Genomic DNA, 16,399 nt, shown 5'->3' on the forward strand with positions numbered 1-16,399 from the left:
GGCTCATATCAGAGTCTGGAAGTGCAGTCTGCGTCGGGCCTGCAGGGCGTCCTGCGCTCTTCTCATTCGAAGGGGGATTCCTTCCCGGCCCCACTATGCGAAAGCCTTGAACCGACCCGCGAAGTGTCTCATCAGGGCATAAGAAAAACCGGCTCCCTTCTGAAAAGAAGAGAGCCGGTTTCTAGAGGTGTCTTTTGCTCGAATAGGGTTCACGTACCTACTCGGGGCTAAAAACTTAAAGGAGGTTGTTCAGGCCTCGCGCCTTGACCTCACCCACAGCGTCCTTGACAGCCTGAGCCTTGGAGCGCGGAGCGACCAACAGAGCATCGGGGGTATCCACCACAACGATGTCATCGAGACCAATGATAGAGATCTTGCGGTCAGTGTTCGCGACAATAATGCCGGAGCAACCGTGGTTAATGACGTTGTCCTTCTCGCCGAGAATGGTCAGCTCTTCGCCACTCTTCTCGGTGTTCAGGCGTGCCACGGCGTCGAAGTCTCCAACGTCGTCCCAGCTGAAGGAGCCGGGAACCATTGCAACGTCGCCTGCTGCTGCTGCGGGCTCAGCCACAGCGTAGTCGATAGCAGTCTTCGGCAGGGTCTCCCAGACGCGGTCCATAACAGCCTCGCGCTCGGGGGTGTCCCAAGCGTTAGCGATTTCCATGATGCCCGCGTACAGCTCGGGTTCGTTCGCCTCGAGGTGCTTGAGCATCAGGGCCGCCGGTGCCACGAACATGCCTGCGTTCCAGGTGTATTCACCGGAATCCAGGTACTTCTGCGCGGTAGCGGCATCGGGCTTCTCCACGAAGGTGTCCACAGCCTGAGTGTTGGGGGCACCCTCGATGCCCAAGGACTCGCTGGCGTGAATGTAGCCAAACGCGCTGGAGGGCTCGGTGGGAGTAATGCCGATGGTGACAATCTTGCCGGTTGCCGCGGTGATGACAGCTTCGGTCACAACACGGTGGAATTCATCCACGGGGCTGATCACGTGGTCAGCTGCGAAGGAGCCAATGATGGCGTCCGGTTCGCGGCGGTGGATAATAGCGCAAGCCAGGCCGATAGCTGCAGCCGAATCCTTGGGGGAGGGCTCCAGCACCAGGTCAGCGGCACGCAGTTCAGGAATCTGCTGGGTGACCGCATTGGCGTGCGAAGTGCCGGTAACCACCATGACGGAACCGTTGCTGAGGTCGATGAGACGGTCGTAGGTGTCACGCAGCAGAGAATTGCCCGACGAGGTGAGGTCGAGCAGGAATTTCGGGGCGTGCGCGCGGGACAGGGGCCACAAACGCGAGCCAACACCGCCGGCGGGAATGAGCGGGCGGAATCGAGTGAGTGCAGTATTCATCGCTTCAAGAATAGCGGGTGAATTTGTCATATATCGAATTCTTTTAGGTTTTAACAAAAAAGTGTCAGGCGGCTCTCATTTAGGCGATGTTTGAGGTTAGGTTAAGGTAAGTCCCGTACAAACACGGGGAAGTAGGCGATATCGCAATAAAAACATGCCCTAATTCCCTTTTAGAACCTGTAAAAAAACCCTAAACAGGGTGTCAGTAAGCTGTGAATTTACCTGATATCTTGGAAGTAACAGACGAACAAAAAGCAGTCGGTGAGCACACAGCTGTGCCTGGAAGCTGGGGCCTAAAAATGCGGTACCAGAACCCAGATGCTCGCCGTCGCAGCAGGAGGTTATTCAGTGTTGAATGGTTCTAAAGGAACCCTCTACCGCGGCCGCTGGGGCATGTGGTCCTGGGTTGCTCATCGCATTACCGGTATCGCGATTTTCTTCTTCCTTCTTGTACACATCCTGGATACTGCCGTCGTGCGTATCTCCCCGGAGGCCTACAACGGCGTACTGAGCCTGTACAAGAACCCCATCATGGGTCTGGGTGAGACCGCGCTTGTCGCCGCCATCGTCTACCACGCGTTCAACGGTATTCGCATTATCCTCATCGACTTCTGGGGTAAGGCAACCAACTCGCACGTGGAGCACATCCAGGCGAAGAACAAGGATGGCAACGTCGAAATCAGCCAGAAGGCAACCTACACGCACATCAAGATTCTTTGGGTTGTGCTTTTCCTCTGGGCAATTACCGTCGCTGGCTTCGCCGCACGTCACCTGCCGATCGTTTTCTCGCACATGGGAGGTCACTAAACTATGGCTACTCCGCTTAAGCCCCGCACCTATGTACCCCGTCTGCGTGACAACCGCATCGACGGTGTGAAATACAACCGCTCCTCCTCCAAGCGCAACAACTTTGAGATGTTCGCTTGGCTCGGTATGCGCCTGTCCGGCGTCGTACTCGTCGTGCTGATTTTCGGCCACCTCTTCTCCAACCTCATGGTCGGCGACGGCATCCACGCCATCGACTTCGGCTTCGTGGGCGGCAAGTGGGCGAACCCCTTCTGGCAGGTCTGGGATTTGCTGCTGCTCTGGCTGGCTATGCTGCACGGTGCAAACGGCATCCGCGTCATCATCGATGACTACGCTGAGAAGGACCGCCTGCGCGTTTGGCTGAAGGTTATCCTCTTTGCTGCATGCGCATTCGTCCTGCTGATTGGTACCCTCACCATCTTCGCGTTCGACCCCTGCCCCTCCGGCGCAGCGGCTGAACTGCTTCCCAGCTTCTGCTCGGCACGCTAACGGCGACGTATCCGAGACAAACGAAAACATCTAAAACACAGAAAGAACATCATGCAGGTACATAAGTACGATGTAGTGATTGTCGGTGCCGGCGGCGCAGGTATGCGTGCCGCTATTGAGGCCGGCCAGCGAGTTCGCACCGCGGTACTGACCAAGCTATACCCCACCCGCTCCCACACCGGTGCGGCACAGGGTGGCATGTGCGCCGCTCTGGCAAACGTTGAAGAGGACAACTGGGAGTGGCACACCTTTGACACCGTCAAGGGCGGCGACTACCTGGTCGACCAGGACGCAGCAGAAATCATGGCTAAGGAAGCTATCGACGCTGTGCTCGACCTGGAAAAGATGGGTCTTCCCTTCAATCGAACCCCCGAAGGCCGCATCGACCAGCGCCGTTTCGGCGGTCACACCCGTGACCACGGTAAGGCTGCTGTGCGCCGCGCATGCTACGCAGCTGACCGTACCGGCCACATGATTCTACAGACCCTCTACCAGAACTGCGTTCGCCACAATGTGGAGTTCTACAACGAGTTCTACGTTCTCGACCTGATCCTAGTCAAGGACGAAGAGGGCAAGCCCCGCCCCGCCGGCGTCGTCTCCTACGACCTGGCAACCGGCGAGGTCCACGTCTTCCAGGCTAAGTCCGTGATCTTCGCATCCGGCGGCTGCGGCAAGATCTTCAAGACCACCTCCAACGCACACACCCTCACCGGTGACGGTATGGCTATTGCACTGCGTGCAGGCCTGCCCCTGGAGGACATGGAATTCGTTCAGTTCCACCCGACCGGCCTGGCTGGCCTGGGCATTCTCGTCACCGAGGGTGCTCGTGGTGAAGGCGGTATTCTCCGTAACGCTGACGGTGAGCGCTTCATGGAGCGCTACGCACCCACCATTAAGGACCTTGCACCCCGCGATATCGTGGCACGTGCAATGGCAAACGAGGTGCGCGAAGGCCGCGGTTGCGGTCCCCACAAGGACTACGTGCTGCTGGACCTGACCCACCTGGAGCCCTCCCACATCGACGAGAAGCTGCCCGATATTACCGAGTTCGCTCGTACCTACCTGGCAGTGGAACCGCACCACCAGCCCATCCCGGTGTTCCCCACCGCGCACTACGCAATGGGCGGTATCCCCACCAACAACGAGACCGAGGTCTACCACAACAGCAAGGAGACCATCCCCGGCCTCTACGCAGCTGGTGAGGTTGCTTGTGTGTCCGTCCACGGTGCAAACCGTCTGGGCACCAACTCCCTGCTGGACATCAACGTGTTCGGTAAGCGTGCAGGCCGCAAGGCTGCAGAGTACGCAGCATCCGCTGAGTTCGTACCCGTTCCGGATGACGCAGCAGATCGCGTTCTGAACATGCTCAACGGCATCCTCGAAGGCAAGGGCACCGAGAAGGTCGGCGCTATCCGCGCAGACCTGCAGAAGGCTATGGAAGCTGACATGCAGGTGTTCCGTACCGACGAGACCATCCGCGCAGCACTGGCAACCATTGCTGAACTGGAAGAGCGTTACAAGAACATCTCCATCCAGGACAAGGGCAAGCGTTTCAACCTCGACCTGCTCGAGGCTGTCGAGCTCGGCTTCCTGATTGAGCTGGCAAAGGTCATGTCCGTTGGCGCGTTGCACCGTAAGGAATCCCGTGGTGGTCACTACCGCGAGGACTTCCCCAAGCGTGACGACGTCAACTTCATGAAGCACTCGATGGTCTACCTCGACCCCGAATCCGAGTTTGAGGGTGTCAAGGGCCTGCGATTCGAAACCAAGCCCGTTGTCTACACCCGCTACGAGCCGAAGGAGCGTAAGTACTAAAATGGCTGAAAACGAACTCCCCGAACCGGAATCCGTCAAGCTGTTTGAGGGTATGACCGGCGGCGACTCCGATTCCATCCCCACGTACGATGTGGTCATCAAGATTCGCCGCTACAACCCGGAAGTTTCCTCCGAGGCCTACTGGGACGAATTCCCGCTGACCATGTACCGCACCGACCGCGTGCTCGATGCCCTGCACAAGATCAAGTGGGAAGTAGACGGCTCCGTCTCCTTCCGCCGCTCCTGTGCACACGGTATTTGTGGCTCGGACGCAATGCGCATTAACGGCCGTAACCGCCTGGCTTGCAAGACCCTGCTGAAGGACCTTGACCTGTCCAAGCCGATTACCGTTGAGCCCATCAAGGGTCTGCCCTGCGAAAAGGACCTCATCGTTGACATGGAGCCCTTCTTCCAGGCATACCGCGAAATCATGCCGTTCTTCATCAACGACTCGAACGAGCCTGAGCGTGAGCGCCTGCAGACCATTGAGGATCGTGCACGTTTCGATGACACCACCAAGTGCATCCTCTGTGCAGCATGTACCTCGTCCTGCCCGGTCTTCTGGACCGACGGTCAGTACTTCGGCCCCTCCGCTATCGTGAACGCACACCGCTTCATCTTCGACTCGCGCGATGATGCAGGCGACCTGCGTCTGGAGATCCTCAACGATAAGGAAGGCGTATGGCGTTGCCGTACCACCTTCAACTGCACCGAGGCTTGCCCCCGTGGCATCCAGATCACCAAGGCTATTGCCGAGGTGAAGCAGGCAATCCTGAGCCGCTCGCTCTAATCTGAGCACGCGGTATCAGCTGATACAGCATTGACGATTCAAGCCGTCACCCACACCGGGTGGCGGCTTGAATTGTTTGACAGAAAAGGCCCGGCAGAAAAGGCTGAACAGAGCATCAATCGGGGCTCCGGGGCACACAAAAACTCTTCACAATCTGTCATAAAGTCATAGATATTCTCGAGGGCTGTCAGAAAGGGGGAGTAGGTAGGTAAACCTCGGTGTGCGGCGTTATTCTACTGTGTATGGTTTTCGCTAATTCTCGCTACGATTTGTCTACCCCCGTCTTTGACGACTGGGTGGAGCGCATGATGGGTACCCTCGTGCAGTTCCGCCGCGAAGTGCACGCTAACCCGGAGCTTTCCTTCCGTGAGGTGGCGACCACTGAGCGCCTCATGAATCGACTGCGAGAAGCCGGCATGAACCCGGTCGCTTGCGAAGGAACCGGCTGCTACGTCGACATTGGAAGCGGCCCCTTCGCCCTGGCTCTGCGCGCCGATATTGACGCTCTGCCCATTGTTGAGCAGACCGACCTGCCCTACGCCTCCACCGTGCCCGGTGTGATGCATGCCTGCGGCCACGATATTCACCAGACCGTCATGCTCGGCGTGGCTCTGGCACTGCACGAACTGAACGAGAAGACCCCGCTGGGTCGTAGCGTCCGTATTCTCTTCCAGCCCGCCGAGGAGCAGCTTCCCGGTGGCGCGGTGCAGATGATTTCGCAGGGTCTGCTGAAGGACATCCCGCGTGCCTTTGCCCTGCACTGCGACCCGAAGGTGGACCTGGGCCAGATTGGTACCCGCATCGGTGCGATTACTAGTGCATCCGACACCGTGAAGATTCACCTGAGCGGTCACGGTGGCCACACCTCCCGCCCGCACTTGACCGAGGACCTCATCTACGCGATGAGTCAGATTGCTGTGCAGGTTCCCGCCGTGCTGACCCGCCGCACCGACGTGCGTTCGGGCGTGCTGGTGGCATGGGGCCAGGTCAGTGCTGGCGTTGCTCCCAATGCTATTCCCGCCGAGGGCTACCTGGCGGGCACCATGCGTTGCCTGGATGTTGAGGTGTGGCGCCAGGCGGGCAACATGCTGGATGAAGTCATCGAGCAGGTCGCTGTGCCCTTCGGCGTGAACGCGCGAGTTGAGCACATCCGCGGCGTGCCCCCGGTCGTGAACACCGACCTGGAAACCACCATGCTGGAGAACGCGGCTCGCGCCGAGCTGGGCGAAGACTCCATCGTGCTGGTCGAGCAGTCCATGGGCGGCGAAGACTTCGCGTGGATGTTGCAGGAAGTTCCCGGCTCCATGTTCCGCCTGGGTACCCGCGCCCCCGGCGACCCCACCTATGATCTGCACCAGGGTGATTACGCCCCGAGCGAGCAGGCGATCGGCATTGGTGTGCGCGTCATGGCGGCAACTGCCCTGCGTGCCGTCCGTTTTGAGCTGGCGAAGGCAGCGAAGGCGGCAAACCCCATCCGCGATGAGGCACGCTAAAGAGCTTTTCGAAAGCTTATAAGCCAGGCTTGAAAGTACGGCTATATAGCCGCATCAAGCCTTGAAAGCTGTACAAGTTTCACCCCGTTACCTCTCACCGAGTGACGGGGTGAAACTCTATGCACGCGATAGAATTAAAAGGATTATGAGGACATTTGCGTTATGTTCCCGACCCCGTGCTCACACACCCTCGGGGGATGAAGGAGATAGCGCATCATCACACGGCGCACGCCGGAGGAGGACACCCAATGAGCTTCTTTGGAATCGGCAAGAAGAAGTTGGATGAACAGTCGCGCGAAGAACAGAGCGCCGAAACTGCCAAGGCTCAGAAAGAACAGACAAGCGAAGACGCTCCCAAGAATGCACGACTGAGCCAGAAGATTATGGAACAGCAGCAGTGGGAGGACTCCCTGCGCCGCTTCGTGAAGTCTGAGAGCGCACGCCACCAGAACCACGACGAAGAGCAGAGCGAGGAGCACCGCGCTGTTGAGGATCTCAAGCGTGCCCTCCTGCACGGCGATGAGAAGGTTGAAGAATCTTCCGCTGCTGAGGAGCTGACCGAGGAACAGGCGGAGGAGCAGGAGCGCCGTAGCCTGCTGGCGGCGCTTGGCGCTTTCCCCCAGGATTCTGAGGAGCCTGTTGAGGTCGAGCAGATTACTGAGGTCCAGGACGTTAAAGAAGAAGCCGCCCCGGTTGCTGAGGCTGCTAAGCCCGCTACCCCCGCATTCCTGCGTGATGACGAAGAGACTGAAGCCGAGGACGCATCTGTAGAGGCTGAGGAACCTAAGGATGCCGCTGAGGACGCGCGTTCCCAGTTTGAGGAGCACCTGCGTGCTGTGCGTGCCCAGAACACCGAAGATACTGCCGCTGAGGTCGCTGAGGAGACTGTAGGCGAGGCAGAAGACAGCGAAGAACATGAGGTCGTCGAAGCATCTGTAGAACCCACCGACAACAAGTCTGAGAACGCTCATTCTGTATCTGAGCCTGCATCTGAGGATGCTCCCGCTGATGCTGAGGAGTCCCTGACCGTAGAAGACATGAAGGCTGCCCGTACCCGCGCCGCCGTCACCGAGGCACAGAACACCGGTCTGGACGACCTGGCGGCAGCCTATGCGGCACGCCTGGGCATCACCCTCGATAGCGAAGAGGAGACCTTTGGCGAGGTCGCCTCCGATGAGGTAATCGCTGAAGAAGCTCCTGCTGATGAGGTAGCTGCCGAGGAAGCAGAGTCTGCTGAATCTGTCGAAGACGCTGAGGCCTCTGAGGCACCCGCACCTGTTGCTGAGGTTTCTGAAGACTTCGAAGCCGAAGAGACCATTGACCTTACCGCAGGCGTAGAAGAGGCTGCAGAGCCTGTTGCCGCTGGTGAGGAAGAGCCGATTGAGGCCGTCGTTGAGGCACCCGAACTGCTGGCATCTGAACTTACTGAGGAAGAAGACGCGGTCTCTGATGAGACCGAGTTGCTCTCCGCTGTATCCGTTGAGGAGAAGCATGAAGCGCTCGAGGCTGAGGACTTCGACGCTGAAGAAGAGAACACCGCAGAGCTGATCTTTGACGCTTCCGCTGTTGAAGAAAGCACCGTGGAAGAAACCGCTACGGAAGAGCCTGCTACCAAGATTGAGGACTCCGCAGCTGAAGGTTCCGCTTCTGAGGAAGGTGAGCCTGCCAAGAGCGCCTCTGTAGCTCCTGCTCTTGTCGCTGTTGCTGCACCCGTGGCTGCTGCCGCTGCTGTTGCCTCCGCCGCAAAGGCTGAAAAGGCTGAGGAGAAGGCTGAGGAGAAGGCTGAGAAGGGCACCTCTCAGGGTGTCGCCCTGACCGCAGAGGCCATCGACAAGAAGGAAGCGGAGAAGCAGGAGGCTTCCGCTCGTGAAGAGCCCGCTGCAGAGTTGAAGGAAGCTGAGCAGAAGATTAGCGAAGACGAGGCTGAGCTGGTTGCCGAGTCCATCGTCCTGAGCGAGCCCGCCGAGGGCGCGGCAACCCTGCCCGCTCTCCCCAAGCAGCGCGCTCTCTACAGCCTGGCGGAGCTCATGCGTACCCGCGGTTCGGGCACCATGAGCCTGGAACTGCGCCAAGTAGATGAGGACATGCACTACCGTCTGCTGCACCGCGGCCGTGAGGTTGAAACCGGCATTGTGGTGCCCGGTGTTGACTGGTTCGCGCCCGTGGCGGCACTGTACACCGAGGCTCAGCAGGCTGGCGCAACCTGGAACCGTGCGGCGGTCTCCCTGAACCCGCGTCTGGGTGACGGCCTGGAGGTTCACGCATCGTACCTGGGTATGGTGGACGGCGAGACCACCCGTGAGAGCTTCCTGCTGGAGGGCGCTGCTGTCGAGGCTAAGCCCGTTGCAACCGCTGAGGCTGCTGAGGCTACCTCGCAGGAGGAGACTCAGGAAGCTTCTGTTCAGCGCGTTGACTCGGTTGATGCTGAGCGTGAGGCTATCGAGCGTGAGCTGGAGGCTGAGCTTGCTCAGAAGCAGGCGGCTAACGAGGCTGAGGCCGCTGTTGAAGCCGCTGAAGAGCCCGTTGCTGAAACTGCTGATGAGGCTACTTCTTCGGGTCTGCTGCCTGCCGCCGGTCTTGCTGCGGCCGGTACCGTAGCGGCTGGTGCTGCTGTCGCCTCCGCTCAGGAGAAGAAAGACGTAGAGGAATCTGTCGAAGCTTCTGACGAGCCTGCTCAGGCTGAGTTTGCGCCGGTTGAAGCTGAGTTCGAGCACGATTACGAGAACGACCCGGTCTTCGGTGCCGCTACCGTAGAGCCCGAAACCGAGCATGCTGAAGAATCTGCCGCTGAGGCATCCGAGGTATCTGCCGAGGACTCTGTAGAGACCGGCGAAGATATGGAAGCCGCCCTGGCTGCCATCGTTGCCAACGCTCAGAAGAAGCTGGACGCTGAGGAAGAAGTTCCTGCCGCTGAGGAAACTGCCGCAGTTGCTGAGGAAACTCCGGCTGAGGAAGCGCCCGCTGTGGAGGAGTCGAAGGCTGCCGCCCCCGTGGTTGCTGAGTCCTTCACCCTGGATCGTACCCAGTCTGTTGAGGAACCCGCTGAAGAACCGGTCGCAGAGAAGGCTGAAGAGCCCGCCCTGCCCGCGTTCCTGGATGACTCTGAACTGTTGCCCGAGCAGGAGACCTCCGCTACTTCCGCTGAAGCGCACACTGAGGCACCTGCCCTGGAAGACGCTGAGCCCGTCGCTGAGAGCGCATCTGTCGCTCCCGGCCTGGCAGGTGCTCTTGCCGCAGCTGCCGCTGTGGGTACCGCCGGCGCCGCTGCGAAGGCAACCGAAGCAAAGGCATCTGAGGCGAAGGAAGAAACTGCTGAGAAGGGTGCTGAGGCTCCCGCAGCGGTTGCGCCTGCATCCGAGACCGCCGCTCAGGCTGCCCCTGCTGCACCCGCCGCTCTGCCGGAGACCGCCCCCGCGGGCCTTTCCTCCAGCATCTCTGCGTCGGCTCTGAGCGAGCACAACCAGCTGCCCACCATCGTGGCTGAGCCGGACACCCCCTCCGCCGCGGTGCAGAGCCCGCTGGTTCCCTCGGAGACTCAGCTGGCAACCGGCAACCTGGTTCTGACTGAGGCTCAGGTCGCTCAGCGTCTGGCACCGGTCGTCGAGCACCTCTTCGGCGAGAACGGCACCGCAAAGGACGCAACCACCGTGCTGATTCGCGTGCGTGCGCTCGGTTCCTACTACGATGCTCTGACTCACGTGCGTCGCAACGGCTTCTGGGAGCAGGTCCGCACCTTCGAGCTGATCCCCGAGACCCTGCTGGACATCCCGGCGCTGAAGACCGACTCGTACAGCGAGGGCGAGGGCTCGCCGCTGGCCATGAGCCTGACCTTCACTCCGGGCGTGCCGGTTCAGGCGGCATTCGATTATGCGAATGAGCAGGCGTTTGTCACCTACCCGCGTCCGCTGGATGTTGAACGTTACGTTGAGGAGCTGCGCATGTTCCCGCGTCTGGGTTCGAAGATTCCGGCTCATATGACGAGCGCCCTGTCGCACTGGAACCTCTAAACCCTTGTAAGGTGCGCCGCGCCGGCTCCCCGTGTGGGGGTCGGCGCGGCGTGCTATGTTTGTCATTTTTTCGATGAGGAAGATTGTTATGACTGATACCCCTAATACGCCTGACACTTCTGCGGCGCAGAACGTTCAGGACACCGCCGCCCGCGCGGCTGAAGCTTTTGGCACCTTGGTTGAGACGATGGCGCTGTTGCGAGCCCCGGGCGGTTGCCCGTGGGACGCTGAGCAGACCCACGCCTCCCTAATCCGCTACCTGGTGGAGGAAGCCTACGAGGTTGTCGAGGCGGTAGAAACCGGCGGCGAGCCGAACATGCAGCTGCTACGTGAAGAGCTCGGCGACGTGCTGCTGCAGGTGGTATTCCACTCCGATATTGCTGCGGCGAACCCCCAGGGCTTCGACATTGTGCAGGTGGTTGAGGGTCTGGTGCAGAAGCTTCGTTCGCGCCACCCGGACGTGTTCGCAGCTGAGTCCGAGAACTCTTTGGAGGCGCCCCGCACCGCAGCTGAACAGCAGGTGGCGTGGGATGCACTGAAGAAGAAGGAGAAGAGCGACCGCGGCGCGCTGGATGGTGTGCCTCCTCATCTGCCGGCGCTCGCTATGGCGGAGAAGACTGCTGTGAAGGCACGTAAGGCGGGTATTATTCTGCCGCCGGAGCCTACGAGCATGGAGGACGACCTGCGCTATATGCATACTGAGGAGGATTTCGGTGAGCTGCTGTTTGCGCTGGTGAGCCGTGCCCAGCGTAACGGCCTGGATGCCGAGCGTGCCCTGCGTTCGTACACTCGCCGTTACATTGCTCAGCACACTCATGACGAGCCGAGCTTCTAGGCACACTTGAGCTTCTTTGTGGGGCAAATTACTTTTTGAGGGTCCCGTAGTTACGTTGAAGTGACTGCGGGGCCCTCTTTTACTATCTGAGTATCACTAAGTTTCTAAAAGATAGTAATGACCGGAAGCCCTGTCAGGAGGAAGAATGACCACCTCGTCCAGCCCGAAAGCCCAGCAGAGTATGCACGGAATGTCTGCTGAATCTGCCTACTCTCAGTCGATTGAGCGTGCCGCCAAGGCTATTCAAGAAGCCGACCTTGTTGTGATTGGTGCCGGTTCGGGTTTCTCTACCGCCGCCGGACTCACCTACAGTGGGGAGCGCTTCACGCGTAACTTTGCCCCGTACATCCAGAAATACGGTATGACCGATATGTACTCGGCTGGTTTCTATCCCTTCAAAACCTTGGAAGAGAAGTGGGGCTACTGGGCTCGGCACATCCTTGTGAACCGCTACGAACCGGGTAGTCTTCCCCTGTACGAGCAGTTGCGTGAACTGGTGACGGGTAAAGAGTATTTTGTGCTGACCACTAACGTTGATTCTCTCTTTGCTAAGGCCGGTTTTGATCCTGAGCGCATCTTTGAGCAGCAGGGCAATTACGGTGATTTCCAGTGCTCTCGACCCTGTAGTCAGGAGGTCTACAGTAACGAAGAGATGGTCCGTGCCATGGTTGAGCAGACGGACGAGAATCTGCGTATCCCTTCGAATCTGGTGCCCGTATGTCCGCGATGCGGTGCACCTCTGACCACTCACCTGCGTGTTGACGGTTCTTTTGTGAATTCGTCGGCTCGTCAGCGTCAGGAGAAGCGGTGGGAAGAGGTTCTGCAGTCCATGCCGGGTAAGAAGGTTCTTCTTCTGGAACTTGGGGTTGGTTTTATGACCCCGGTCTGGATTCGTTTCCCCTTTGAACGGATTACGCATGTGCTGGAGACTGCAACCCTTGTGCGGCTGAACCGTGACCATCCGGAGGCTATGGCAGAGAACAAGGAACGAACCGTATCTTTTGCTGAGGATATGCACCAGGTTCTACGGGACCTGCTGACGAAGAAGGGTACCTCGGTAGCAGAGGCTCAAGGTGAGGAGGTCGCCTCGTGAACGCCCTCAAAAGCTATGCTCTCGCTCTCGCGGAGGAGTATGCGCAGAATTCCGGTCAGGTGTTGCCAACTCTGCCTGATGACCCGCATCAGCTGTGGACGCTGATTGGTTCCCTTAACGCTGTGCGTGTTCCAGCTGAACCAGGGGAGGAGCTTCTCGCCTTGGAGGAGGCGGCATTCGCCGAATATGAGGCGCAGTTGCCGTCGCTAGCTAGTTTGGCTGATGCTACTGCAGCGGAGGGTGAATATGCGGGAATGTATCTGTGGCGCGGAGATATTACCCGTCTGCGGGTTGATGGCATTGTGAATGCGGCGAACTCACGTCTGCTGGGGTGTTTTGTGCCGCAGCATCGTTGCATTGATAACGCGATTCACCGTGCTGCCGGGGTTGGTTTGCGTGCTGAGTGCGCCCGAGAGGTCGCTCAACGTCCGATGCCGGAGCCGACCGGCTCGGTGATGGTGACTGACGCGCATCGTTTGCCGAGCCGCTATGTGCTGCATACGGTCGGGCCGATTATTACCGGGGAGTTGACGGACGCCGACCGGCAGGCTTTAGCTTCTTGCTACCGTTCTTGCCTTCGGGCTGCGATAGCGCAGGGTATGCGTTCTGTTGCCTTGTGTTGCATTAGTACCGGCGAGTTCCGGTTCCCTCAGGACGAAGCGGCTCGCTGTGCCGTGGAAACGGTCCGTGAGGAGCTGGATGCGGCACGCGCGGCGCATCAAATGGTGCCCGCGGTGGTTTTCAATGTGTTCACTGAACGTGATGAGCAACTGTACACGGAACTTCTAGGGTTGTCGTAGGGGACAGGGGGTGCCGGGATGGGGATTTATTTCTCGCCTGGTTACCTGTGCGTTCTACCGCGGTATTTGGGCTCATGTTGTGCTTTGGGCGGGTACCCACACTCTCCCAATGTGGGGGAGTGTGGGTCTTGTTCCGCTTTGTAGCGCCTGACTAAGGGTTATTGAGACCTTCATTATGGCGATAAAAAAGCGGTGGCAACTAGTGTGTTTGTGTGGGAGTTTTGCTAGAATTTAGGGGACGCGACTTGTCCACTACCGGGTGAGCCGTTCACATCCTTGACATCTCATAAGGAGAACAATTCATGGCTGTTATTACCGCAGTTCACGCACGCCAGATCCTGGATTCCCGTGGCAACCCGACCGTTGAGGTTGAGGTTCTGCTCGAAGACGGTGCTTTCGCACGCGCAGCTGTGCCCTCGGGCGCATCCACCGGTGAGTGGGAGGCTGTTGAGCGCCGCGATGGCGACAAGTCCGTATACCTGGGCAAGGGCGTTCTGGGTGCAGTGAAGTCTGTTATCGAAGAAATCGCTGAAGAGGTCATCGGCATTGAGGCTTCCGACCAGCGCGCTGTTGACGCAGCCATGATTGCTCTGGATGCAACCAACAACAAGGGCAAGCTGGGCGCAAACGCAATCCTGGGTGTCTCCCTGGCTGTTGCTAAGGCAGCTGCTGAGTCCGCTGACCTGCCCCTGTACAAGTACCTCGGCGGCCCGAACGCTCACGTTCTACCCGTCCCCATGATGAACATCCTCAACGGTGGTTCTCACGCAGACTCCAACGTTGACATCCAGGAGTTCATGATTGCTCCCATCGGCTTCGACAACTACTCTGACGCTCTGCGCGCAGGTGTTGAGGTTTACCACTCCCTGAAGTCCGTGCTGCACGACCGCGGCCTGGCAACCGGCCTGGGCGACGAGGGTGGCTTCGCACCCAACCTGGAGTCCAACGCAGCTGCACTGGACCTGATTGTTGAGGCAATCGAGAAGGCTGGCTACAAGCCGGGCGAGCAGGTTGCACTGGCACTGGACGTTGCTTCCTCCGAGTTCTACAACGACGGCGCATACGAGTTCGAGGGCCAGAAGAAGTCCGCAGCTGAGATGAGCGCATACTACGCTGACCTCGTTGCAAAGTACCCCCTGGTTTCCATCGAGGATCCCCTGGATGAGAACGACTGGGAGGGCTACAAGACCCTGACCGAGCAGATTGGTGACAAGGTCCAGATCGTTGGTGACGACCTGTTCGTGACCAACCCCGAGCGCCTGGCTCGCGGTATCAAGGAGGGCGCTGCTAACGCTCTGCTCGTGAAGGTGAACCAGATTGGTTCGCTGACCGAGACCCTGGACGCAATGGAGCTGGCTCAGCGCCACGAGTACCGTTGCATGGTTTCTCACCGTTCCGGTGAGACCGAGGACGTCACCATTGCTGACCTGGCTGTTGCAACCAACGCTGGCCAGATCAAGACCGGTGCTCCCGCACGTTCCGAGCGCGTTGCTAAGTACAACCAGCTGCTGCGCATTGAGGAAGAGCTGGGCGATGCAGCTGTTTACGCTGGCAAGTCCGCTTTCCCCCGCTTCAAGGCATAATGACGCTTGAAAGCTTATAAGGGATGTTCTGTTGAACTTCCCTGAACAGGCCGGGTCGATCCGGATACATCGTGAGGTAATTCATCACGTCATGTATTGTGGGTCGACCCGGTTTTTCCTTGTTAGAGGCATATAATCTTGGGTATATACTCACTCACGCTTCATACTTTCAAATGGTTTAAGACGTCAATTGACGACTTAAACCTATGAGCTAACTGGTGCTCTCTGTTCGGCTACTCGGGTCGTACCTGACTATATCGTGATGTGATTCATGACAGATAGTTACGGTGCGACCTTATTTTTATGCCTTGATAGGACACCCAGATTTTTCCACTCAATTTCTTAAAGGACTGTCATGACTGTATGTTTTATGATCCTCGCCCATTCGCGACCTCAGCAATTTCTTGAACTCACCCGAATCATTAAAAACTCGGGTGGAGAAACAGTCGCTTTTATCGATAAAAAAGCTAATTTGCAGGAATTTGAAACTGCTGATGCTCATTTTGTCAGCCGCCGGTTTAACGTTAACTGGGGAGGTTATTCCCTAACCCATGCTATGCAAGTTCTGCTGCGTGAGGCTCTGCAGACCTTCCCCGACGCTCATCACTATATTTTCTTGTCTGGCCAAGATTATCCGGCTCGTCCACTCACTGAATACATTGAGTACCTAAGCCGAGAAGAGAACCGTGACCGATGCTGGATGAACTTCTATGCAATGGCACCGGGTACGCAGTTCTACACTGTTTTGAAGTACCCGCGTTCCTATGACTTGAAAGCACGTTTGGGCAATAAGATGTACTCCCTGGTTCAGAAACTTTGGGACGTATACTACTCTCGCCGGCCTCGTATGAAGTATCCGGTGCAGTTTTACCGTGGCTCTTCTTCTTGGGTTGTTTCTCGTGAAGGAGCGCTGGCAATGGTGAAATTCCTCGATTCCAACCAGGGCAAGGCTATGCAGAAGTTCTTGCGAAAAACCCACGTTTCTGATGAGATTTGGGGTGCTACTGCTCTCCTGAATTCTTCTGCGAAGGAACATGCTGCCAACTGGGATACTGATGGTCAGCTTGTTCCTGGAACTATGAAGGAAGAGAACAAGGTTTACCACCATTACATTGATTGGGATCCTGAACGCGAGAACCCTGCTCTTCTACATAGCGGTGACCTTGAGAAGATTGATGCGTCAGGCAAGTGGTTCATCCGAAAAGTTGATGCTGAAAAATCGCAGGATTTGCTCGATATTCTGCGTCAACGACAGATTCTATAATCCTCAGATTCTGCCTCACCCGTGAAGAAAAGTGGTGCTACAAACCCGGTAGAATATGAAGGAAGCGTTTAGCGGTAC

The 16,399-nt window shown here is 58.0% G+C and carries 12 protein-coding genes; 11 read left to right on the top strand and 1 reads right to left on the bottom strand.

From position 1 onward, the window contains the following. Positions 1-235: 235 nt before the first annotated feature. Positions 236-1,345 (bottom strand): mannose-1-phosphate guanylyltransferase, encoded by a 1,110-nt coding sequence (locus RQ593_RS03845; RefSeq protein ID WP_311449910.1) that lies wholly within the window; start codon positions 1,343-1,345, stop codon positions 236-238. A 348-nt stretch (positions 1,346-1,693) separates the two neighbouring features. On the opposite strand from RQ593_RS03845, the gene sdhC reads away from it, so the two are divergent. The 11 genes from sdhC to RQ593_RS03900 all read left to right on the top strand — a co-directional run bounded on the left by sdhC (position 1,694) and on the right by RQ593_RS03900 (position 16,321). Next, a complete protein-coding gene (sdhC, locus tag RQ593_RS03850) occupies positions 1,694-2,152 on the top strand; it encodes a succinate dehydrogenase, cytochrome b556 subunit (RefSeq protein WP_005506819.1) in 459 nt (152 codons plus the stop codon). Between the two features lie 3 nt (positions 2,153-2,155). Further along, positions 2,156-2,641, top strand: a complete 486-nt coding sequence (locus tag RQ593_RS03855; RefSeq protein WP_049341505.1) for a succinate dehydrogenase hydrophobic membrane anchor subunit — start codon at positions 2,156-2,158, stop codon at positions 2,639-2,641. A 51-nt stretch (positions 2,642-2,692) separates the two neighbouring features. After that, on the top strand, positions 2,693-4,456 hold the full coding sequence (gene sdhA, locus RQ593_RS03860; protein ID WP_049346822.1) for a succinate dehydrogenase flavoprotein subunit: 1,764 nt from the start codon (positions 2,693-2,695) through the stop codon (positions 4,454-4,456). 1 nt (position 4,457) lies between these two features. After that, positions 4,458-5,246, top strand: a complete 789-nt coding sequence (locus RQ593_RS03865; protein ID WP_005506828.1) for a succinate dehydrogenase iron-sulfur subunit — start codon at positions 4,458-4,460, stop codon at positions 5,244-5,246. A gap of 242 nt (positions 5,247-5,488) precedes the next feature. Beyond that, positions 5,489-6,739 carry an amidohydrolase gene (locus RQ593_RS03870; protein WP_049354982.1) on the top strand — a complete coding sequence of 417 codons (1,251 nt, stop codon included), beginning with the start codon at positions 5,489-5,491 and terminating at the stop codon, positions 6,737-6,739. A 248-nt stretch (positions 6,740-6,987) separates the two neighbouring features. After that, positions 6,988-10,746, top strand: a complete 3,759-nt coding sequence (locus tag RQ593_RS03875; protein ID WP_311449875.1) for an ornithinee aminotransferase — start codon at positions 6,988-6,990, stop codon at positions 10,744-10,746. Positions 10,747-10,834: 88 nt separating this feature from the next. Further along, entirely contained in the window at positions 10,835-11,581 is a 747-nt protein-coding gene (locus RQ593_RS03880; RefSeq protein WP_294643964.1) for a MazG family protein, read from the top strand. Between the two features lie 145 nt (positions 11,582-11,726). Continuing rightward, positions 11,727-12,674 (top strand): Sir2 family NAD-dependent protein deacetylase, encoded by a 948-nt coding sequence (locus tag RQ593_RS03885; protein ID WP_294643962.1) that lies wholly within the window; start codon positions 11,727-11,729, stop codon positions 12,672-12,674. Beyond that, positions 12,671-13,474, top strand: coding sequence for a macro domain-containing protein (locus tag RQ593_RS03890; RefSeq protein ID WP_053089016.1), 804 nt, complete (start codon positions 12,671-12,673; stop codon positions 13,472-13,474). Before RQ593_RS03885 ends, RQ593_RS03890 begins: the two co-directional genes overlap by 4 nt. Positions 13,475-13,776: 302 nt before the next feature. Further along, entirely contained in the window at positions 13,777-15,057 is a 1,281-nt protein-coding gene (eno, locus tag RQ593_RS03895; RefSeq protein WP_049350039.1) for a phosphopyruvate hydratase, read from the top strand. Positions 15,058-15,412: 355 nt separating this feature from the next. Continuing rightward, positions 15,413-16,321: a beta-1,6-N-acetylglucosaminyltransferase gene (locus RQ593_RS03900; protein ID WP_049354986.1), complete on the top strand. Its 909-nt coding sequence runs from the start codon at positions 15,413-15,415 to the stop codon at positions 16,319-16,321. The last annotated feature ends 78 nt before the right edge of the window (positions 16,322-16,399 follow it).

It is taken from the genome of uncultured Rothia sp. (genome assembly GCF_963507905.1).
Taxonomy (GTDB): domain Bacteria; phylum Actinomycetota; class Actinomycetes; order Actinomycetales; family Micrococcaceae; genus Rothia.